General features: G+C 33.0%; 15 protein-coding genes. 13 read left to right on the forward strand and 2 right to left on the reverse strand.

All coding sequences use genetic code 11. The features are described from left to right. The first annotated feature begins 40 nt into the window (after positions 1-40). The 7 genes from DFR79_RS06980 to DFR79_RS07010 all read left to right on the forward strand — a co-directional run bounded on the left by DFR79_RS06980 (position 41) and on the right by DFR79_RS07010 (position 9,257). Entirely contained in the window at positions 41-1,324 is a 1,284-nt protein-coding gene (locus DFR79_RS06980; protein WP_133514782.1) for a homoserine dehydrogenase, read from the forward strand. Positions 1,325-1,413: 89 nt separating this feature from the next. After that, positions 1,414-2,769, forward strand: a complete 1,356-nt coding sequence (locus DFR79_RS06985) for a citrate/2-methylcitrate synthase (RefSeq protein ID WP_133514783.1) — start codon at positions 1,414-1,416, stop codon at positions 2,767-2,769. A 125-nt stretch (positions 2,770-2,894) separates the two neighbouring features. After that, the gene (locus tag DFR79_RS06990) at positions 2,895-4,241 is read left to right on the forward strand and encodes an aminopeptidase C (RefSeq protein ID WP_133514784.1); all 1,347 of its coding nucleotides are present in this window, start codon (positions 2,895-2,897) and stop codon (positions 4,239-4,241) included. A 141-nt stretch (positions 4,242-4,382) separates the two neighbouring features. Next, on the forward strand, positions 4,383-5,624 hold the full coding sequence (locus DFR79_RS06995; protein ID WP_133514785.1) for a MerR family transcriptional regulator: 1,242 nt from the start codon (positions 4,383-4,385) through the stop codon (positions 5,622-5,624). Positions 5,625-5,750: 126 nt separating this feature from the next. Further along, on the forward strand, positions 5,751-7,067 hold the full coding sequence (locus tag DFR79_RS07000) for an MFS transporter (RefSeq protein WP_133514786.1): 1,317 nt from the start codon (positions 5,751-5,753) through the stop codon (positions 7,065-7,067). Between the two features lie 158 nt (positions 7,068-7,225). Next, positions 7,226-8,629 carry an MATE family efflux transporter gene (locus tag DFR79_RS07005; protein ID WP_133514787.1) on the forward strand — a complete coding sequence of 468 codons (1,404 nt, stop codon included), beginning with the start codon at positions 7,226-7,228 and terminating at the stop codon, positions 8,627-8,629. A 25-nt stretch (positions 8,630-8,654) separates the two neighbouring features. Next, positions 8,655-9,257 (forward strand): TetR/AcrR family transcriptional regulator, encoded by a 603-nt coding sequence (locus DFR79_RS07010; RefSeq protein ID WP_166637997.1) that lies wholly within the window; start codon positions 8,655-8,657, stop codon positions 9,255-9,257. A gap of 176 nt (positions 9,258-9,433) precedes the next feature. On the opposite strand, the gene rpoD is transcribed toward DFR79_RS07010, so the two are convergent. After that, positions 9,434-10,363 carry an RNA polymerase sigma factor RpoD gene (rpoD, locus tag DFR79_RS07015; RefSeq protein ID WP_133514789.1) on the reverse strand — a complete coding sequence of 310 codons (930 nt, stop codon included), beginning with the start codon at positions 10,361-10,363 and terminating at the stop codon, positions 9,434-9,436. Positions 10,364-10,446: 83 nt separating this feature from the next. Further along, positions 10,447-11,721: a YihY/virulence factor BrkB family protein gene (locus DFR79_RS07020; protein ID WP_133514790.1), complete on the reverse strand. Its 1,275-nt coding sequence runs from the start codon at positions 11,719-11,721 to the stop codon at positions 10,447-10,449. A gap of 169 nt (positions 11,722-11,890) precedes the next feature. Here DFR79_RS07020 and DFR79_RS07025 point away from each other — a divergent pair, with 169 nt between their 5' ends. The 6 genes from DFR79_RS07025 to DFR79_RS07050 all read left to right on the forward strand — a co-directional run bounded on the left by DFR79_RS07025 (position 11,891) and on the right by DFR79_RS07050 (position 21,039). Further along, positions 11,891-12,373, forward strand: a complete 483-nt coding sequence (locus DFR79_RS07025; RefSeq protein ID WP_133514791.1) for a hypothetical protein — start codon at positions 11,891-11,893, stop codon at positions 12,371-12,373. 220 nt (positions 12,374-12,593) lie between these two features. Then, a complete protein-coding gene (locus DFR79_RS07030) occupies positions 12,594-16,025 on the forward strand; it encodes a pyruvate carboxylase (RefSeq protein ID WP_133514792.1) in 3,432 nt (1,143 codons plus the stop codon). A 194-nt stretch (positions 16,026-16,219) separates the two neighbouring features. After that, on the forward strand, positions 16,220-16,570 hold the full coding sequence (locus DFR79_RS07035; RefSeq protein ID WP_133514793.1) for a DUF4870 domain-containing protein: 351 nt from the start codon (positions 16,220-16,222) through the stop codon (positions 16,568-16,570). 45 nt (positions 16,571-16,615) lie between these two features. Further along, a complete protein-coding gene (locus DFR79_RS07040; protein ID WP_133514794.1) occupies positions 16,616-17,083 on the forward strand; it encodes a hypothetical protein in 468 nt (155 codons plus the stop codon). Positions 17,084-17,097: 14 nt separating this feature from the next. Further along, complete coding sequence (locus DFR79_RS07045) at positions 17,098-18,414, forward strand: metallophosphoesterase family protein (RefSeq protein ID WP_133514795.1); 1,317 nt, start codon at positions 17,098-17,100, stop codon at positions 18,412-18,414. Continuing rightward, positions 18,415-21,039 (forward strand): AAA family ATPase, encoded by a 2,625-nt coding sequence (locus tag DFR79_RS07050; protein ID WP_133514796.1) that lies wholly within the window; start codon positions 18,415-18,417, stop codon positions 21,037-21,039. It abuts the gene before it with no gap. Positions 21,040-21,069 lie beyond the last annotated feature (30 nt).

Consider the following 21,069-nt stretch of genomic DNA (forward strand, 5'->3'; position numbering starts at 1 on the left):
GATAGAAGCAAGCAATATAAGACTACAGGAGGTTATAATTTTGCTTAAAATAGGAATTTTAGGACTTGGTACAGTTGGTAGTGGAGTAGTAAAGATTTTGGAGAAGAATGCTGAGAATATAAAGAATAAAGTTGGGACTGAAGTTCAAATAGAAAAGGTTCTTGTTAATAATCTTGAAAAAGAACGGGATATTGAAATTACTAGAAATTTATTAACAGATAATGTTGAAGATATCATAAATAATCCGGAAATTGACATTGTGGTCGAACTAATTGGGGGAGAACAGCCTGCCTATGATTACATAATTCAGGCTATTGAAAATGGTAAAAGCATTGTTACTGCTAATAAGCTGGTAATTGCCAAATATGGAAAGAGAATTTTTAAAAAAGCAGATGAAAATGATGTTCAAGTCTGTTATGAGGGAAGTGTAGCCGGTGGTCTGCCGATTATTCGTCCTCTGCAGAACTCTCTGGCAGCAAATAGAATTGAAAAAATATATGGTATTTTAAATGGGACTACCAATTACATCTTGACAGATATGAGTAAGGAAAAAAAGGATTTTGCTGAATCATTAAAAAATGCTCAGGAACTTGGATTTGCTGAAGCTGATCCCAGTTCAGACATTGATGGTCATGATGCTGCTTATAAGATTACTATTTTATCTTCACTGGCATTTGAACGTTTTGTCGATGTTAAAGAAGTTCATGTAGAAGGGATTAGGGATGTTGATATTGCTGATATAGAACTGGCTCAGGAGATGGGTTATGTTATTAAGCTGCTGGCAATTGCCAAAAATGCCCCGGAAGGATTAGATGTCAGAGTTCATCCGGCTTTTGTGCCTGAGGATCATCCTCTGGCCATGATTAATGGCACCTATAACTGTGTGTATCTGCATGGTGATGCAGTGGGACAGGTAATGTCTACAGCCCGTGGTGCCGGACAGATGCCTACTGGTAGTGCTGTAACAGCAGATATTATTCAGGTCGCCAAAGATATTAACCATAATCAGCGGGAAGTTCAGCGAATGGACTCCTTTTTGGAAAGTAATGTTGTGAAAATTGATGAAATAGAAAATAGCTTTTATCTACGTTTTGAAGTCAAAGATGAACCAGGCGTGATGGCTCATATTGCTAAAATATTTGGTGATAATAATGTCAGTCTTGCTTCAGTACTGCAGAAGCAGAAGGATAATCCGGTGGTACCACTGGTATTTATTACTCATTCAGTTAAGGAAAAAGATTTAAATAAATCCTTAGCTCAGATTAAAATGCTTGATGATGTGATAGAGGTTAAAAGTGTGATCCGGGTAGAAAATAATATTTAATTTAAAATAGAAAAATCCCGTTTGCAAAAGCGGGTCTTATTTTTTTAATATCAATTAATTTTAGGAGCAGAGAATTGAGGAGTGAGAATGTGGAAACTAAAGATTGGTTAATTAGAGATTTAAAGGAGAACTGGCTGGAAAATAGAGCCGAAAAGGTTAAAAGAGTCAATAAGATTGATAAAGAATATTATCGACAGTATGATATCAAGCAGGGTTTGAGGAATTCGGATGGGACTGGAGTAGTTGTTGGTTTTACTAAAATTGGTTCAGTGCACGGTTATACTTACTGTGATGGTGTTAAAACTTCAATTGAAGGCAAGTTATTTTATAGAGATATAGAAATTGAGGAGCTGGTAAAAAACACCGGTGAATTTGGTTTCGAGAGCATTGTCTACCTTTTATTATTCGGGGAAATGCCAGGTGAAGAGGAATTGGAAAAATTTAATACTATTTTGGATGGCTTTAGAAAATTACCGCCTCATTTTACTGAAAATACAATTTTGAAAAGTCCCAGTCGGGATGTAATGAATAAACTGCAGCGGGCAATACTGGTTCTTTATTCTTATGATGAAAAGCCTGATTGTCTGGAAATTGATCGGATTTTAATCCAGAGTTTAAAATTAATAGCCAGATTTCCAACTATTATTTCTTATGGATTTCAGGCTAAAGCTCATTATTTTGATGATAAAAGTTTATACCTGCATAATCCAACAGATGGTCTGGGAACTGCTGCTAATATATTACATATGATCAGGCCAAATAATGATTACACTAAGTTAGAAAAAGATACTCTTGATCTATTATTGATCTTACATGCAGAACACGGTGGAGGTAATAATTCAGCCTTTACAACTCATGTTGTTTCTTCCAGTGGAACTGATACTTATTCTGCTGTAGGAGCAGCTGTAGGAAGTCTTAAAGGTCCCAAACATGGAGGGGCTAATTTAAGGGTAAAAGCAATGGTTGAGAATATTAGGGAAAACCTTAATGATTATTCTGATCGGTCTAAACTTAAACAGTATTTAGAAAAGATTTTAAAGGGAGAAGTTTTTGACCAGCAGGGTTTAATCTATGGTATGGGACATGCAGTTTATACCAAAAGTGATCCCAGAGCCGTAATTTTAAAGAAAAAATCGAAAGAACTGGCAGCGGCCAAAGGAAAATTGGAAGAATTTGAACTATATGATAATATTGAAAAATTGACAAAGGAAATATTTAAAGAGCAGCGAGGAGATGACTGCGAGATTTGTGCTAATGTAGATCTTTATTCTGGCTTTGTTTATCAGCTATTAAACATTCCAGAGGAATTATTTACACCTTTATTTGCCACTGCCAGAGTTGCCAGCTGGTGTGCACACCGTATTGAGCAGCTGGTCAGTGATCATAAAATTATTCGTCCTGCCTATAAGTCACTTAAAAATGAGGAAAAATGTACAATTAGATAGTTAAAAAATATTATTAGTTTTAATATTAAAGGCCATAGGAGTTTTAGCCTGTGGTCTTTAGTAATCCATTATTTTCTAAGATTAATGACAAATGAAATTGAAAGTTCCAATGGGAGGAATTAAAAATGAATAGAAATAGTATTGATCAAAATAATCTCAAGTCTTTTTCGAATTATTTTAAAAAGAGAGAAAACAGTAAAATTATAGCTAATGCAGTAATCAAAAATGGAATTAATGATACTGCTTTAAACAATGAATCTGTTAAAAAAATGCACTATAATTTTTCTGAAGAGATTGATGTAGGTAAAGTCACCAATCAGAAAAAAAGTGGCCGCTGTTGGATGTTTGCAGCTTTAAATAATATTCGCTACAGCATCTCTAAAGACTTAAACATTAAAGATCATGATTTTGAGTTATCTCAGTCTTATACAATGTTCTGGGACAAACTGGAGAAGGCTAATTACTTTTTAGAAAATATTATCTCAACAGTTGAGTTAGAAATTGACAGCCGCAGAGTAATGTGGCTTTTAAATGAGCCTACAAATGACGGTGGTCAGTGGGATATGTTTACCGCCTTAATAGAAAAATATGGTATTGTACCTAAATATGTAATGCCCGAAACATATCACAGCAGTAATTCCCGTTACCTGAATAAAATCTTGAGTTTAAAATTAAGAGATTTAGCTAAAACTCTGCGGGAAGATTTTAAATTAGGCGCAGATAAGGAAAGTTTAAGGGAAGAAAAAGAAACAATGCTGGCAGAAATATATTCTATACTGGCTTACTTTTTAGGAGAGCCACCACAGGAATTTGATTTTGAGTATAAAGATAAAGATGGGGAATTTTTCCGAGACAGTGGCTTGACTCCTAAAGAATTCTACAATAAGTATTCTAAGGTTAAGATGACTGATTATGTGAGTATTATTAACGCTCCGACTAATGATAAACCATTTGATCAAACTTATACAGTTGAATTTTTAGGTAATGTTAAAGAAGGCCAGCAGATTCACTATTTAAATCTGCCGGTTGATAAATTGATTGATTACAGTACTGCCCAGATAAAAGATGGTGAACCTGTCTGGTTTGGCTGTGATGTTGGTCAGTGGTCTGATAGAGATTTAGGAATTATGGATACAGAGCTATTCAATTATGAGGAAGTTTTAGATACCAAATTCACTTTAGACAAAGGACTGCGCCTGCAGTATGGGGAAAGTATTTTAACCCACGCAATGGCTTTTACCGGTGTAAACCTTAAAGATGCAGAACCTCTCAGCTGGAAGGTACAAAATAGCTGGGGTGAAAAAGTTGGTGAAGATGGGTTTTTCATTATGAGTAATGACTGGTTTAAAGAGTTCAATTATGAAGTAGTTATTAATAAGAAATATCTAAGTCAAAGTGACCTTGAATCATATCAAAAAGAACCAGTTGTCTTAAAACCATGGGATCCAATGGGTTCTCTGGCTGCAAAATAAATGTTTCATATCATTTATAATAATTTAAGCTGCTGTGTTTATTACAGCAGCTTAATTACTTTATTATCTAAATTGCTTTAGGTTTCAATTTGGAATATTTTAATATAGCCAATATTATTTTATTAAAAGGGATGATTTTAAATGAAAATCAAAGGATTTTCAAATAAATTTAATTTAAGCTATGATACTATTCGTTATTATATGAAATTAAATCTGATTAATCCCCAGAAAGTTGGCGGGCATTATGAATTTGATCAGGAAGATCAAAACGATATGGAGGAGATTCTAAAATTAAAGGAGATGGAATTTTCCTTAGAGGAGATTAAAGAAATTTTAAGTTTTAAAAGAATTGGCAGGTTGAGCAATTATCAGAAAAATAGCTATTATCAAAATCTCTACCAGGAAAAACTCAAAAAAATAGAAAAGAGAATCATGGAATTAAAAAGGGCAAAAAAAGCTTTAAATATTCATCTTAAAAGGCTGAAAGAAGAAAATAATGAAAAGCAGAATGATCTCAGTTTAAATTTAAATCTGCTCGATCTTTTTGCCTGTCCAGCCTGCGGCTCTAATTTGTCATTATCAGCAGAAAAAATTGAAAATAATAGAATTCACCTGGGCAGCCTTAACTGCAGCTGTGGCGAAAAGATTTTAATAAAAGAAGGTGTCCTATATACAAAAGAGGTTTATGAGCAGCAAAATCAGGAAGAAGTATTTGAAACAGATCCGATTTTTCATGTGACAGATTATATTCAGCAGACTGATTCTGAATTTATGGATCAATCATATCAGAGCCTGGAATGGTTAAAAAATAGAATTAACTTTGCTGATTTAAAAAACAAAGTAATTTTAGAACCTGGTTCAGGTTATGGACTTTTATTAAGAAATATCTATGATCAGCTGCCTTCAGATACTACCTATATCTGTGTTGAGCATAGTTCTGAACTGAATAGATATCTTAAATCATTATTAGAACTATCACCGGCTGGACCTGAAGTTATTTTCTTAACAGCAGAATTACCAAATTTACCACTAAAAGAAAATAACATTGACTATTTAATCGATTTTTCCGGAATTTCTAATTTTTCTTTTCATAATCAGGGGTTTTTGCCGGATTTACTTTCCAAATATTTAAAAGATCATTTTATGATGACAGCTATTTTTATAATTTATCATAAGTTTGGAGAAAAAAATATAGTTGACAGAGAATATAGAGATTACTTTATGTATTCTAATATTAGACTTAAATTAAAAGAAATGGGTTTAGAGTTTTTAGATGAATATAAATCTGAAATAAAAAAAATTGATACATCAATGGGTAAATACGAAGAATTTGCTCAAATTGGAGATCAAATATATTCCTATCAGGTGCAGGCTAAGAAATAGAAACTAAAAAGTAGAGTTAACTCCAGATTTGCAAAAAATAATTCTAAAAAAAAATTTATAGCCTCTTGCACTTGTGTTACCTCCACACTTTATAATTAAATTAGAAAATAAGAGGAGGTAATAAAAATGTTAAATTATCAAGAAAATAGAGCTGCTAAAAATAAAGCTGAAAAAAAGCTGGAAGTTAAAAGTGAGAAGAGAGAGAATTTAAATTTAATACTATTTTTATCAGGTAAAACAATTTCTTTATTTGGTTCTGCAATTTATGCTTTCGTGATTGGTCTTTATTTGTTGAGAACTACTTCTTCAGCTCTTTCTTTTGCCCTTAATCTTGCTTTATATACTTTGCCGGTTGTTTTATTTAATCCAATTGCCGGTGTAATAGCAGATAAGTTTAATAAAAAAATTCTGGTAGTGGGATCTGATTTGATTAATGGAATATTTCTTTCAATAATTTATTTAATTATTACTAATTTTTCTTTGAATCTTTATCTTCTTTATTTCAGTACTTTTGTAATGACAACATTAACAGTATTTTTTGATATTGCTATAGAATCTGCCAAACCCAGTTTAGTCAGAAAATCAGGTTTAATAAAAATTAATTCTCAGGCGAGGGTAATAGAATCTCTGTCTCATATTTTAGGTCCACTAATGGGGGGAGTGATCTATGGCTTTATTAATTTAGAAGGTTTTATTCTAATCAATGCTATTTCGTTTTTGATTTCTGCTCTAATAGAATATTTTATTGATTATCAGTATAACAGGCAGCCAGAAGAGGAGACTGAAATTGAAAAAAGTCTTGACACTTTTATTTTCAGATTAAAAGAAGGATTTTATTATATTTTTCGTTCCAGTAATTTAAAATCGCTAGTTTATATATTTATTGCTTTAAATTTCTTTTTCAACTTTACTTTAATTGTTCCGCTGCCATATTTAATGAATACAATCTGGAAAATTGATCCTGATAAATATGGAATTATTCAGGCGGCATTTCCAGTTGGAATGATTACTGGAGCCTTACTAACCGAAAAAATAATGAACAAAATTAGCTATAATATTTTAATTAAAAATATTGCATATATTTCTGCAGTTGGTGTCACAGCTTTTGCTTTACCAATTATTATTTTTAAAGATATTCCCGGCTCAAATTTTATAGTAAGTTATTACAGTTTTTTAATGTTTTTAAGTGGAATATCTGTAGCCTGGATAGATGTGCCGGCAAATGTAATAATTCAAAAAATAGTCCCTCCCAATATACTGGGTAGAGTTTTAAGTGTTAAAATGAGTATAATTAAAATTGTTGTCCCGATAGCACTTTTAATCTCATCATTGTTTATTAAGCTTGTACCAGTTAGTTATATTTTTGTTACTGGTTCAGTTATCTTTTTAGCTTTTAATTTTATGTTTTTTAATTCAGCGGCAGGAAGAGAACTTATGCAATAAAATATTGATTCTTATATTTATAAATCATAAATAAAACAATTTATTAATATTTGACTTTGTGAATAAAATATATTATAATTTATTATAGTGAACATAATTCATAAAGTTTTTTTATGATTTAATGAACATCATTCATAAAATTAATTGGAGGTCTAGAAATGTATAAAGACGAAAAAACTAGAAAATTAGCAGAAACGCCTATTCCTAAATTATTAACAGAAATGTCTATTCCGGCAATAATTGGGATGCTGGTAACCGCAGTCTATAATATAGTTGACACAATTTTTGTGGGGCGAATAGGAACAGAGGCCATTGGGGCTGTAACGATAGCTTTCCCGTTGTTTATGGCAATCTCAGCTATCGGTTTAACCTTTGGTATTGGTTCGGCTTCTTTTATCTCCCGTCTGCTGGGTGAAGATGATAAAAAGATGGCCAATCGAGTCTCTACGACTTCGATTATTACAACTTTTATTATAGGAATTGTCACAGCCGCTGGAGGTCTCTACTATTTGAGACCCTTACTCAGACTTTTTGGGGCGACAGATGTAATTATGCCCTATGCAGTTAATTATACTGCAATAATTATTGTTGGTTCCATTTTTACAATGAGTAATATGAATATGAACAATATGGTAAGAGCAGAGGGCAGTGCCAAAATGAGTATGATTGCTTTAAGTACTGGTGCTGTTTTAAATATTATCTTAGATCCAATTTTAATTTTCACTTTCAATATGGGTATTGCAGGTGCTTCTACAGCTACTGTTATTGCTCAGGCAGTTTCTACAGTGATGCTGCTTGCCTTTTATAAATCAGAAAAAAGTGTACTGGATTTTAAAATTAGGGAATTCAATCCTTCAATTGTAATTTATACTGAAATTATGAAAATTGGGATTCCAACTTTAATCAGACAGCTGTTAAGTAGTGTTGCAATGACCCTCCTAAATAATATGGCTGCTGTCTATGGGGCTGCAGTGGTTGCTTCTGTAGGAATAATCAATAGAGTATTTTCGTTTGGTTTTTTTGTAATTGCAGGTTTTACTCAGGGATTTCAGCCAATAGCAGGATTTAACTTTGGGGCCAGAAAAATACAGAGACTTAAAGATTCAATTAAAATTACTATCAAACGAACAACAATTTTCGGTATTATCTTATTTATAGCTTTCTTTTTCTTTAACGAACAGGTAATAAGCTTTTTTAGTAGAGATCCGGAAGTTATAGAAATTGCTTCTGCAGGTTTAAGGCTTTATGCTCTGGTTTTGCCGCTGCTTGGTTTTGCGATTACAATCAATACATTATTTCAGGCTTTAGGGCACGGTATACCGGCAACTATTTTATCTTTGTCAAGACAGGGATTATTCTTTATTCCGGCAATCTTTTTACTTTCGAACAGTTTTGAGATGCGCGGATTATTTATGGCACAGCCAGTTGCAGATGGACTGACAGCTTTATTAACCGGATTGTTATTTATTTATGTTTATCAGGAAATTAAAGAGCTGGAAGCTGAAGAAAAAGCTGAACCTGAACATAAATTAAATTTTAAGTATGAACAGGAAAATGCTTAACTACTTAACTAGAGGAGAAGATAGTATGCCGAAAATTATTGAAAACTTAGATGAAGAAATAGCCAAAACAGCTCTGGCTTTGTTTAAAAATAATCCCTATCAGAATGTGAGCATGCGTAAAATTGCTTCTGAAGTGGGGATAGCGGTGGGCACTCTCTATAATTATTATCCTAATAAATGGGAACTTTATATTAATGTTTTTGAAGAAAGCTGGCGAGAAACCTATCAAATATTAAAAAATAACTGTCAGCAGTTAGATAGAGATTATCTGGTAAATTATCTGGAAGTTCTCAGTCAAGAAATGAAAAATAAAAAATCTATTGTCAGGGAACTTTTTCGTTATCTGATGAATGATTTGGAAATTGGGGAAGAAGAGCAGAAAGAGAAATTTAATAGAATTCGCTTTCCCAAAGTTTTGATCAATCAGATTTACGAATTGTTTGTCTCTGTTTTAAAAAAAGAATTTGAAATTGAGTTAGAAAAAGATGATTCAGACTTGTATCGTCTCTTTACCATGATCCAGACAGATATTCCGCTGCTGCAGCAGAATTTTGAAAAAGAGGATGAAAATCTTCAATTTTTATATGATGTAATTAGTGCTTATGTAGTTAAGAAATTTAATGTTTAAGTTATATTTTATTCCTTTTGATAAAGATAAATAATTGTATTGAGAGTTAAATATAAGCAAAAAAAGAGGCTGAGTCACTGTCTAATAAAACAACAGTGATTCAGCCTTAATTTTTTAATTTATTTAAATAAAATCACTTTAAATAAATTGCCCAAATAGATGCCCCATTAAATGTTCTAGTTATTTAAATATCCTCTTAATTCTTTACTTCTGGTTGGATGTCTCAGTTTTCTTAAAGCTTTGGCCTGAATCTGTCTAATTCTTTCTCTGGTAACTCCAAACTGACTTCCCACTTCTTTTAAAGTTCTCTGGCGTCCATCTTCGAGTCCAAACCTTAATTTGATAATTCTTTTTTCTCTATCTGTTAAAGTATCAAGAACGGTTTCTAATTGATCCTTTAAAAGCTCAGAAGAAGCTAACATCTCAGGTGCAGGTGCATCCTGATCTTCAATAAAGTCTTTTAAATGACTGTCTTTTTCTTCTCCAATTGGAGTATCCAGAGAAGTAGGCTGCTGATTCATCGCCAGTTTTTGAATTTCGAGTACTTTCTCCGGCTCCATATTCATTTCTTCCCCAATTTCTTCCAGGGTAGGTTCTCTTTCTAAATCTTTTTTAAGTCTTTTTTCAATTCTTCTTAATTTATTCATAGTTTCAACCATGTGCACTGGTATTCTAATAGTTCTTGCCTGATCCGCTAAAGCTCTGGTTATCGACTGTCTAATCCACCAGGTAGCATAGGTACTAAACTTGTACCCTTTAGTATAATCAAACTTTTCTACTGCTTTCATTAATCCTTTGTTACCTTCCTGAATTAAATCAAGAAAAGACATTCCCTGTCCTATATATTTTTTGGCAATACTGACAACAAGTCTTAAATTAGCTTCTGTCAGTTTTTCTCGTGCTTCCTGATCACCCTGTTCAATTCTTTTTGCAAGTTCAACTTCCTCTTCCTTGTCAAGCAAATCAACCTTACCCATTTCCTTTAAATATACTCGTACGGAATCATCAATACCGGCTCCATCAGGTATGGAAAGATCTAAATCATTTTCTTCTTCAGTACTGTCATTCTGGTTATCATTATTTTTGTTATTCGCTTTTTTAACCATTTAAATTCCTCCTCAATGCATAATGCCTGACACAATCACTAATTGTAGCATAAATAAGACAAAATTTAAAGCTTTTACAGTAATTAATTTAAAAAATCGACAAATTTCATCTTTTTAAAACTATTTTTTTCCTTTTCTTTAATTGTTTTATAGAGATTTTGCATATCCTGATCCTTAAAAATATTTTTGATTTCAAACTTTTCATCTAAAAAATTGGTTTGATAACTATCCCAGACAGAAAATTTATCGGCCTTATTTACAGGTAGATATCTACCAGCTTCAGTTTCAGCAATAATATTTTTTTGCTTTAAATTATTAATTTCAGCAGCAATATCTTCAGCGGGAAGATTAATTTTTTCCAGTAAATCTTCAAAGGAAAGAGGTGCCTTGCTCTCATCTTGAAAATTTTTATATAATGTTAATAGAATTGCAGTTGGAATTAAATCTCTTAACCCCTGATTAATTTTTTCCCTGTTCAGCAGATATTTAAGACCAGAACGGTGCTGGAAGACATAAGAGATTACAGCTCCTAAAAGTACAATTAACCAGATTAGATAGAGCCAGAGTAAAAAAATCGGGATAATAGATAAAGGTCCATAAATCTGATTATAGGTTATAATATTAGCTGTATAGATACTGTATATATTTTTAGATAGAACAAATAAAACACCGCTAAATAATCCAGCAAAAAGTGCTGCTTTTGGTTTAACAGCTGTATTTGGAACAAAGTAATATGCAATAATAAAAAATAAAAAATTGAAAGAAAATAAAATATAGCTAAAAATACTGCTCTGACTTATCTGCTCTCCACTTAACCACAATCCAAGATATCTTTCGGCAAATAAAAGACTTAAAGTTAAAAGCAGAGTTATAGAAAAAGTGCCCAGAGTAATAAAGGTCCAGAAAGAGACAAAGCGTTTAAATAGATCACGGTGTTCTTTAACATTCCAAATTCTGTTAAAAGTCATTTCTACCCGGGCCAGCATAAAGACAATAATAAAAATTAAAGAGAGAAAACTTATTATTCCCAGCTGTTCAATATCAACATTTAAAATATAGAGTTCTAAATAATCAATTAGACTTTCTCCTGTGCCGGCAGCAAGATTATTTAAGATTAATGTTTTAATTTGCCCAACAATAGCATCAATTTTACCAAAGAAATTAAAAAGTGTCATGATATAAAAAGAAAAGATTAAAAAAGGAACAATCGAAAGGGTTGTTATATAGACCATTCCCATAGCATGAATAAAAATATCATTTTCCTTAGATTTTTGATAAACCCTTTTTATAAATAACAAAATCAAGTCAAAAGAGATCAGCGCTTTAATATTGCTTAGTATATTATCTCTATTTTTCATCTTTCGCCACCTCTTAAGAAATATTTATTTCATCTCTTAATATTATATTCTTTAAATAAAAAAAATCTCCTTCACTAAATTAAAAATAAATCTTTAAAGGAAAGTCTTTGCTGACTAATTTATTTCTGTTATAATTAAATTAATAAATAGACGAATGGAGGTTTTGAGAATGGATAAAAAGAAGATAGGAATTTTATTGATAGCAATTGGGGTTTTTATTTTACTGAACACTTTAAACTTGATCAGTGATGACATCTTTCTTTATCTCTTAAGTGGAGGCTTTCTCTTTACTTATTTTATGTTGGGAGCAAGAAAACATTATGGTAATATAGGATTTTTAATTCCTGGAACAGTTTTGCTGGCAATAGCTTTATTTTCGGATCTGGAACGAATTGAGTTTATTAACAATCTAGGAGGTGGAGTCTTTTTTATACTGCTGGGCCTGGCTTTTGCTGCTGTCTTAATTCATACAAGTGCTTTTGAGAAATGGGATTGGCCAATATATCCGGCAGGAGCCTTAATAATTTTTGGGGTTTTTGTGGTCTTTGTTGAAAATAATGATTATATTCAAAATCAGGAATACCTAAATTATATAACTCCGATTGTCTTAATTATTCTTGGAAGTTATTTTCTCTATCAAAATAAAAAATAATTCAGAAGATTGATAATCCAGTTTTTAATTAGATTTTATCCGCTGATTATGGTATACTAAAGAAGAATATAAATAAATAACAGAGTTTAATCAGCTGTGAGAAAGATTATTTTTTCCTGGTGAAAATACTTTATTAATAACTTCTACCTGCTTTTGGGTAGAATTTTATTAAATATAAACACTTTATACTATTAAAGAATTAAAGAAGGGAGATTAAAGAATGCCGAAAAAGTTTAAGAGAGTTTTAGTGGCCAATCGTGGAGAAATAGCAATTCGAGTAATTAGAGCCTGTCAGGAGTTGGGCATTAGAACTGTAGCAATTTATTCTGAGGAGGATAGAACGGCCCTCTTTAGAACAAAAGCGGATGAAGCCTATCAGATTGGAAATAACAAAGGTCCAATTGAAGCTTATCTGGCTATTGATGAGATTATTGATTTAGCACTTAAAAAGGATGTAGATGCAATTCATCCGGGTTATGGTTTTTTATCAGAAAACCCGGAATTTGTTCGTCAGTGTGAGGAAGCTGGAATTAAATTTATTGGACCTGATGCAGAAGTAATGGAGAAATTAGGAGATAAAATCAAGTCTAAGATTCTGGCTCAGGAATTTGGGGTGCCAGTAATTCCTGGTTTAGAAAAGCCAATTAAAAAAGAGGATGAAATAAAAAGATTTGCTGAAAATCATGGTTATCCTCTGATGCTTAAAGCAGCTGCCGGTGGTGGTGGACGGGGAATGAGAATTGTTCGTTCTGATGACGAATTAATTGCCCAGTTTAGAGATGCCAAGGAAGAAGCCCGTAAGGCTTTTGGTGTAGATGATATTTTTGTGGAAAGGTATCTGGAAGATCCCAAACATATCGAGGTTCAAATTTTAGGTGATGAACATGGTAATCTTGTGCATTTATTTGAGCGAGATTGCTCAATTCAGAGACGTCATCAAAAAATTGTAGAATTTACACCTGCAATTGCCTTAAGTGATAAGAAAAGGCAGGAGATTCTGCAGGATGCCCTTAAATTATGTGAGGGTGCCGGCTATAAAAATGCAGGTACAGTCGAATTTTTAGTTGATAAATATGACAACCACTACTTTATTGAGGTTAATCCCAGGATCCAGGTTGAACATACAGTTAGTGAAATGGTAACTGGAATTGACATTGTACAGAGTCAGGTCCTGGTTGCTGAAGGATACAGACTTGATTCGGAAGAAGTTAATATTCCATCTCAGGAATCTATTAAAATGAATGGTTATTCTATTCAGTGTCGAGTCACAACTGAAGATCCTTCTAATAACTTTATTCCTGATACTGGCCGCTTAGATCACTATCGTACTGGTTCCGGGTATGGAATCCGCCTTGATGGTGGTAATGGATATACAGGAGCAATTATTAACCCTTATTATGATAGTCTGCTGGTTAAAACAATTTCCTGGTCCAGATCTTTTCCAGATGCTATTAGAAAGGCAATGCGTTCCATAGAGGAAATGAAGGTTCGGGGTGTCAAAACCAACGCTTCCTTTTTAATTAATGTGTTAAACCACGAAGAATTTAGAAAAGGTACCTGTGATACCGGCTTTATTACAAATAATCCGGAATTGCTGGATATTGTACCCGGTTCTGATCAGGAGCAGAAAATTTTAAGCTATCTGGGAGAAAAGATTGTTAATGAAACCAGAGGTAAAAAGCCTGATTTTGATGTACCAAAAGTTCCTAAATTCGAAAAAATTGATGGTCTGGAAGGTACAAAACAAATTTTAGATCAGAATGGACCAGAAGCTGTTGTTGATTGGATTAAAAATAAGGAAGAAATTCTTTTAACTGATACAACCTACAGAGATGCTCATCAGTCACTGATGGCTACCAGAATGAGAACTGTTGATATGGAAAAAATAGCAGAAGCAACATCACATCTGGCTAAAAACCTATTCTCACTTGAAATGTGGGGGGGAGCTACCTTTGATGTTTCCTATCGATTCTTAAAAGAATCACCATGGGAAAGAATTGAACGTCTGCGTGATAGAATACCAAATATTTTATTTCAGATGCTTTTAAGAGGATCCAATGGTGTAGGATATAAAAACTATCCGGATAATGTAATCCGCAATCTGGTAGCAGAGGCTGCAGAGGCAGGTATTGATGTTTTTAGAATTTTTGATTCTTTAAACTGGCTGCCGGGAATGGAAATCTCTGTGGATGAAGTTGTTAAACAGGGCAAAATTGCTGAGGTATCAATGTGTTATACTGGCGATATCCTGGATGATCAACGTGATAAATATGATTTAGAGTATTATATAGAGCTGGCAAAAGGAATTGAAGAGATGGGAGCTCACATTCTGGGAATCAAGGATATGGCTGGACTTTTAAAACCATATGCCGCCTTTGAGCTGATTAAAGCCCTAAAATCAGAAATTTCAATTCCGATTCATCTGCATACTCATGATACAAGTGGAAATGGTGGAGCAACACTTTTAATGGCTGCAGAAGCCGGAGTGGATATTGTGGATACCGCCTTTAACACCATGGCCGGTTTAACAAGTCAGCCGCCTCTTAACTCTCTTGTAGCTGCTCTAACAAATACCTATCGGGATCCAGAAATGAATATTGAAGATATTCAGAAAATATCAAATTACTGGGGAGCAGTTAGACCAGTTTACTCTCAGTTTGAATCTGAATTAAAATCTGGAACTGCAGAGATTTATAAGTATGAGATTCCTGGCGGACAGTATTCTAACTTGAAGCCACAGGTAGAAAGTGTTGGTCTGGGCCATCGTTTTAAAGAGTTTAAGGAAATGTACCGCAAGGTTAATTTTATGCTGGGAGATATACCAAAGGTTACACCATCTTCTAAAGTTGTAGGAGACCTGGCAATTTTTATGGTTAAAAATGACCTGACACCTGAAAACATCTGTGAAAAAGCCAAAAATATGGCCTTCCCGGATTCTGTAGAAGCTTACTTTAAAGGAATGCTTGGACAGCCTCCTGGAGGCTTTCCGGAAGAACTGCAGGAACTGGTTCTCAAAGGTGAGGAGCCAATAACTGTCAGACCAGGAACTCTACTTGAAGACTTCGATTTTGAAACAGCAGAGGCAGAGTTAAAAGAAGAATATGATTTTGAGCTTACTCAAAAAGATTTATTAGCCTATGCTCTCTATCCTAAAGTCTTTAAGGATTATTTAGACTATCAGGAAGAATACGGAGATTTAAGTCATATGGGAAGTGATGTATATTTCCATGCTTTACGTGAGGGAGAAACCAGCGAAATTAAAGTTGAAGAAGGAAAGACCCTTGTTGTTAAGCTGCTGGAAATTGGAAAAGTAGATGATCAGGGTTATCGCAGACTTGCTTTTGAGGTCAATGGTTTTAGAAGAGAAATTAAGATTTATGATGAAGCAAGTACAGCTGCAGCTGATTCTACAGCTAAACAGATGGCTGATCCCAAAAATGAGCTGGAAATTGGAGCCAGTCTTCCGGGTAATATAGTTGAGATATTAGTTGAAGAAGGCGAAGATGTAAAAGAAAATCAGAGTTTAGTAATTATGGAAGCCATGAAGATGGAAACCAATATTACTGCTCCAGCTGATGGGACTGTTGCAGCAATTCATGCTGCCGCTGGACAGCAGCTTGAATCAGGAGAATTAATCTTAGAATTAGAATAAGTTTCAACTTAATAAAATTAAAACCGTCTGTAGCTGTAATGCTTACAGGCGGTTTTTTCTTATCCTGTAATTTGCTTTTTTAATTTGAAATTTTATGTTAAAATAAAGATACAAGAAATAATACAATTTTCTGAAGCAAATATTATAGAAAAAGGGGGAAGGGGATATTATCTACGGATAATAATCTCACAATTATGTATCATAAAAAAACTAGTCTTGGTTTAGATGAAAACGTGGAGGCCATTCTGGCTTATGCCGGTGTCTGGGTAACAGGGTTGATTTTTTTATTTATAGAAAAAAAGAATAACCATGTTCGTTTCCATGCAATGCAGTCTTTAATCACCTTTTTTTCTCTATTTATTGTCTCATCTCTGGTACTGGTAATTCCAGTCCTGGGAATTATAATTTCTTCCTTAATTACCTTTGCCGGAACAGTCCTCTGGTTTTTATTAATGTATAAAGCATATAATGGAAAATTATTCAAACTTCCTTATGTCGGAAATCTTGCAGAAGAATTAACTTTTGGTGAGAGTTTTGAAGAATAGTAAGAGTAAGTTTAAATATAGATACTACAGAAAAAGGGGAGTACAATGAGAAAACCGTCTAAACGATTTGTTTACTTTACAATCCGTTTTATTTTAGTCCATGTTATTACCTATATTTTTATCGGTGTAGTTTTTATGAATCTCCAAAATTATGCCAGTGCTTTTATTACTATGGAGGGCTTTTCTAATTTTCGTGCTTTAGATTCTACAATTGTTAGACTGGCTCCTCTTTTTCAGATTTTCAGGGGAGCTTTTTTTGCTTTTATCTTATACCCATTTTATAACAAGATAATTAAAAGTGATTATGCCTGGGTAAAATTATTTTTTCTAATCTGGGGTTTTTCACTTATTGGTTCAGTTGCTCCAATTCCCGGCTCAATTGAAGGAATGATTTATACAAAAATGTCTCTGGCTGAACATTTAATCGGAATCCTGGAGGTAACGGCACAAATTTTTGTTTTCAGCTGGTTTTTTGTTAAATGGGAAAATAGAACAGAAAGAGATTACAGCTAATACTGGAGGAAAATATGGCCAAGGCAATTAAATTTATTCATACAGCAGATATACATTTAGCTAAAGAATTAAGTTCTAATAGTCTGGATAATCACAACTTTAAAAAAATTTTTTCCAGGGCGGGGAAAAAAGCATTTGAAAATTTAGTTGAGCTGGCGGTATCAGAAACAGTTGATTTTATCATAATTGCCGGTGATCTCTATGATCGAGAGGCAAGATCAATTAAGTCCAGCCGCTTTTTCTTAAAACAGGCTCAGTATTTGGAAAAGCAGGGAATAGAGATCTTTGTAATCTCAGGTAATCATGATCCGGCAGGGGTAGAAAAGGAAGTTTTTGAGCTGCCGGCAAATGTTCACTATTTTTCCAGTCAGGAAGTTGAAATTTTTGAGTACTATAAAGAAGGAACACTGGCAGCACGGATATTGGGACAATCTTACCGGCAGAAGTTTGAATCAAGAACAATGTATAATTTTTATACCGCTCCTGATCAGTCAGTTTTTAATATTGCTTTACTGCATACAGCTTTAAGTAAAGATAATAATCGCTATGTTCCGGTTAATAAAAGTGAGTTATTATCAAAAAAAGAAATCAATTACTGGGCTTTAGGTCACCTGCATCAGTACCAGCAGATAAATGGTAATCCTGCTGTCTATTTTCCCGGTACTCTGCAGGCTCATAATATTAGTGAGCAGGGTAATAAAGGAGTAATTCTGGTAGAGGTAGACAGCAATTTAAATAGTAAGGAAAAATTTATTCCTCTGGCACCTGTTATTTTTAAAGAGGTTGAGCTGGATTTAGAAACAGAAAAATTAAATAATATCACAGAACTACAGCGGTTAATAGCTAAAAAAATTAGTAAGCTAGAAGAAAAGATCAGGCTGCAGAATGAGAATCAAAAATATAAAGTTGAAGCTTTAATTACTCGACTGGTAATTAAAGGTAGAACTGAGCTGCATTATTATATAGAAAATGAGAGAGAAGAGCTGGAAGAAACTCTGCTGGAAGAATTTAGATCCAGGCAGATAAATGAAAGCTCTCTTATCTGGCTTCATTCTGTTTTATTTAGAACTGCAGATTCTCTGATCAATCTGGAGGAATTGAAAAATAATAATCCACTTTATCAAAACATAAAGGATTTAATAAATGAGATTTTAAATGATCAGAAAATGAATCAGGAGCTGCTGGCAGAGTGGGGACAGATCTGGCAGGGAGATCAGAATCCCGAAGATAGAGAAAATTACAGGTTTTATGCTGATCAAAAGTTACAGCAAGATATTTTAACTGATGCAGAAAAAATAATTGTATCTGAACTAATTGGAGATGGAGATTAAATGTATTATAAAAATTTGTATATTCGTGATTTTGGAATTTTTAATAACCAGAATCTAGATAATATTTCTAAAAACCTGGTAGTTATTGGGGGCAAAAATAGGGCAGGGAAAAGTACTTTTCTAAATTTGCTGCGCTACCTACCTTATGGACTGCCTCAAGATAATTCCATACCTCCAGCCAGAAATCAGTATTATATAGAAGCAGAACTGGAAAAAGAAAATAAAAGTTACAATTTAATATTAAATGGTTATTCCAAGCCGGAAGTTCTAGATCAAAATCTGAAACAACATACTGCAGCTCAGCTTTTTAATCATCTGGATCAGTTGAGTTATCAGCAGCTTTTTAGCATCAGTCTGGATGAACTCCAGCATTTATCTAAAATTGCAAAAGGAAAAAAGAAAGAAAAAAGACTCTTTTCTATTCTTCTGGGAGCCGGATTTTCAGAATTAACTAAAGTACCTGAGTTGGCAGATAAATATTATTCTAATGCTAAAAAAATAGGTGGAATTCTTGGTGATCCAGCTGTAGCCTCTTTTAAACCATATTACAATGAAATTAAAATGGCTGAGGAAATGAGAGACCAGGCACTTTTAGAGATAAAAGAATTTAACCAGAAAAGAGAAGAACTAAATCAGAGTCAGGAAAAATTAAAACAGACAAAGGCTAAACTTAAAAATCTGGAACATACTTATTTTCTGCTTGATCTTTTAAAAAATAATTATTCAGAGTTGGAAGAGATAGAAGAAATGGAAGCAGAACTTGAAAAAGAAGCTGCTGGTTCTATAAATTTTGATTTTGATAAATCAAGTCAAGAAAACAATAATAAAAGAGGACTGGCTGATTTGCTTTCCTTTTTTAAATCTAAGAGTAAAAAAATAGAAAACCAGCAGCAAAATGAGGAAGTTTTAAAAGAAAAAATAAAAAACTATCAGCTGCAAAAAGATAAAATAAATAATAACTTACAGGCTCTGATTATTGAAATGGAGAGCTTAAATTCAAGCTGGGAAAAACCGCTGCAGGAGTTAGAAAAAATTGAAACTGATTTAATCCAGGAACAGCAATTAAATCAAAAGTTAAGAGAATATAATCAGTTAACTTCTGAAATCAAAAAGATAGAATCAGATATAAATGACTTAGAGTCTGAAATTGAAGAAAAAAAATTGCAGCTGAATGATATTGAATTTATAATGCCAAAAACTATTCTAAAAAGAAGCTATATAATTATTGCCCTGTCTGTGATAACCCTAAGTGCTTCTTTTTTTGTTGATAATAATCAAATAGCTTATCTGGCAATGATTTTTGCTCTGACTGCTTTTATCTACTATAGTTCTAATTATAAAAGTTCCAGGCTGAATAAGGAAAGAACAGATGAAATAAAAAATGAAAATCAGGCGAAAAAGAAAAGGCAGGAAACTTTAAAAGAACAGTTAAATAGTTATCTTGGCCAGTTAACTGAAATTGAAGCTGATTTAGAAAATTATGCCCTAATTTTAGGTATTACAGGAGATAATTATTTAGAATTTATAGATTCATATTTTAGAGAGATTAAAGACAAAAAACGGAAATATCGGGAGCTTAAAGTAGAGGAACGGGATAACAGAGAAAAAAGAAAGGAATTAGAAGAAAGTCTTGAGCAGTTAAATGATTTAATACTTAATGCAGCTGCATACTGCAGCTGTGAGTTTAATGCTGCTGAAGAAATGAATTTGCTGGATAAATCTCAGACCTTATTTAAAGACTTCCATAGATTAGTCGATATCTGGAACCTATCCGAAGAATACCTGGCCAGAAAGTCTCAGCTTGAATATACTTTAAAATCTTCTGATAAAACAAAAAATGCTTTAAATGAGAAAAATGAAGAAGAGGATCCTTATCAGAGTTTTATTAGCTTATATGGAGATTTTACTTCAATAACTGCTGTTGAAGAAAGAAAAAAAGAGTTATCGGAGCAGTTAAACTTTTTTAAAGAGCAGAAAAGTAGTTTAGAAAAAATAATAATAACTTTAAAAAATAGAATTGATGATTTATCTTCTTCCAGTAAAATTGAAAAAGCTCAGCAAAAAATTGATCAGGCCCAAAATAATTTAGAAAAAAAGGCCAGAAGCTATGCTGTTAACAAGAGTGTGAATTTTATTTTAAAAAAATTACGATCCAGAATGATTGAAAAAGCAGAAAAGGAATTGTTAGAACCTGCTTCAGAAATTCTGAGCAGAATTAGCAGTCAGCACTATACAGATCTTGAGACATCTGCTGACCTGGATCGGTCAGATTTTAAAGTAATCACAAAAAATGGGAAAGTGTTTAATAGTGTTCAACAGTTAAGTCAGGGCAGTTTAGAACAGCTATTTCTGGCCGTTAGAATCAGCAGAATTAGAGAAATCAAACCAGCATTACCACTTGTTTTGGATGATTCTTTAGTTAATTTTGACCGCAGTCATCTTTATAATACAGCAGAAATTATTTCTAATTTAGCCAGCCAACATCAGATATTCATTTTAAGCTGTCATCCACATTTAGTTTCATTTATCAGTAGAATAACTGATTCTGCTCAGTACTGGAAGCTGGAAGAGGGTAAATTTAAGCTCAGTGATCAGGAAAATTTGATAGATTATCTCAGTTATTAATTAATTATAAGCTAAAAAAAGTGCGAATAA

Origin of the sequence: Halanaerobium saccharolyticum, from assembly GCF_004362045.1 — a bacterium.
Taxonomy (GTDB): domain Bacteria; phylum Bacillota; class Halanaerobiia; order Halanaerobiales; family Halanaerobiaceae; genus Halanaerobium; species Halanaerobium saccharolyticum_C.

Excerpts from the sequence above, each read along its gene's own strand:
- DFR79_RS06990 (WP_133514784.1), top strand. The coding sequence starts at position 2,895 with ATGAATAGAAATAGTATTGATCAAAATAATCTCAAGTCTTTTTCGAAT.
- DFR79_RS06995 (WP_133514785.1), top strand. The coding sequence starts at position 4,383 with ATGAAAATCAAAGGATTTTCAAATAAATTTAATTTAAGCTATGATACT.
- DFR79_RS07000 (WP_133514786.1), top strand. The coding sequence starts at position 5,751 with ATGTTAAATTATCAAGAAAATAGAGCTGCTAAAAATAAAGCTGAAAAA.
- DFR79_RS07005 (WP_133514787.1), top strand. The coding sequence starts at position 7,226 with ATGTATAAAGACGAAAAAACTAGAAAATTAGCAGAAACGCCTATTCCT.
- DFR79_RS07010 (WP_166637997.1), top strand. The coding sequence starts at position 8,655 with ATGCCGAAAATTATTGAAAACTTAGATGAAGAAATAGCCAAAACAGCT.
- rpoD (WP_133514789.1), bottom strand. The coding sequence starts at position 10,363 with ATGGTTAAAAAAGCGAATAACAAAAATAATGATAACCAGAATGACAGT.
- DFR79_RS07020 (WP_133514790.1), bottom strand. The coding sequence starts at position 11,721 with ATGAAAAATAGAGATAATATACTAAGCAATATTAAAGCGCTGATCTCT.
- DFR79_RS07025 (WP_133514791.1), top strand. The coding sequence starts at position 11,891 with ATGGATAAAAAGAAGATAGGAATTTTATTGATAGCAATTGGGGTTTTT.
- DFR79_RS07030 (WP_133514792.1), top strand. The coding sequence starts at position 12,594 with ATGCCGAAAAAGTTTAAGAGAGTTTTAGTGGCCAATCGTGGAGAAATA.
- DFR79_RS07035 (WP_133514793.1), top strand. The coding sequence starts at position 16,220 with ATGTATCATAAAAAAACTAGTCTTGGTTTAGATGAAAACGTGGAGGCC.
- DFR79_RS07040 (WP_133514794.1), top strand. The coding sequence starts at position 16,616 with ATGAGAAAACCGTCTAAACGATTTGTTTACTTTACAATCCGTTTTATT.
- DFR79_RS07045 (WP_133514795.1), top strand. The coding sequence starts at position 17,098 with ATGGCCAAGGCAATTAAATTTATTCATACAGCAGATATACATTTAGCT.
- DFR79_RS07050 (WP_133514796.1), top strand. The coding sequence starts at position 18,415 with ATGTATTATAAAAATTTGTATATTCGTGATTTTGGAATTTTTAATAAC.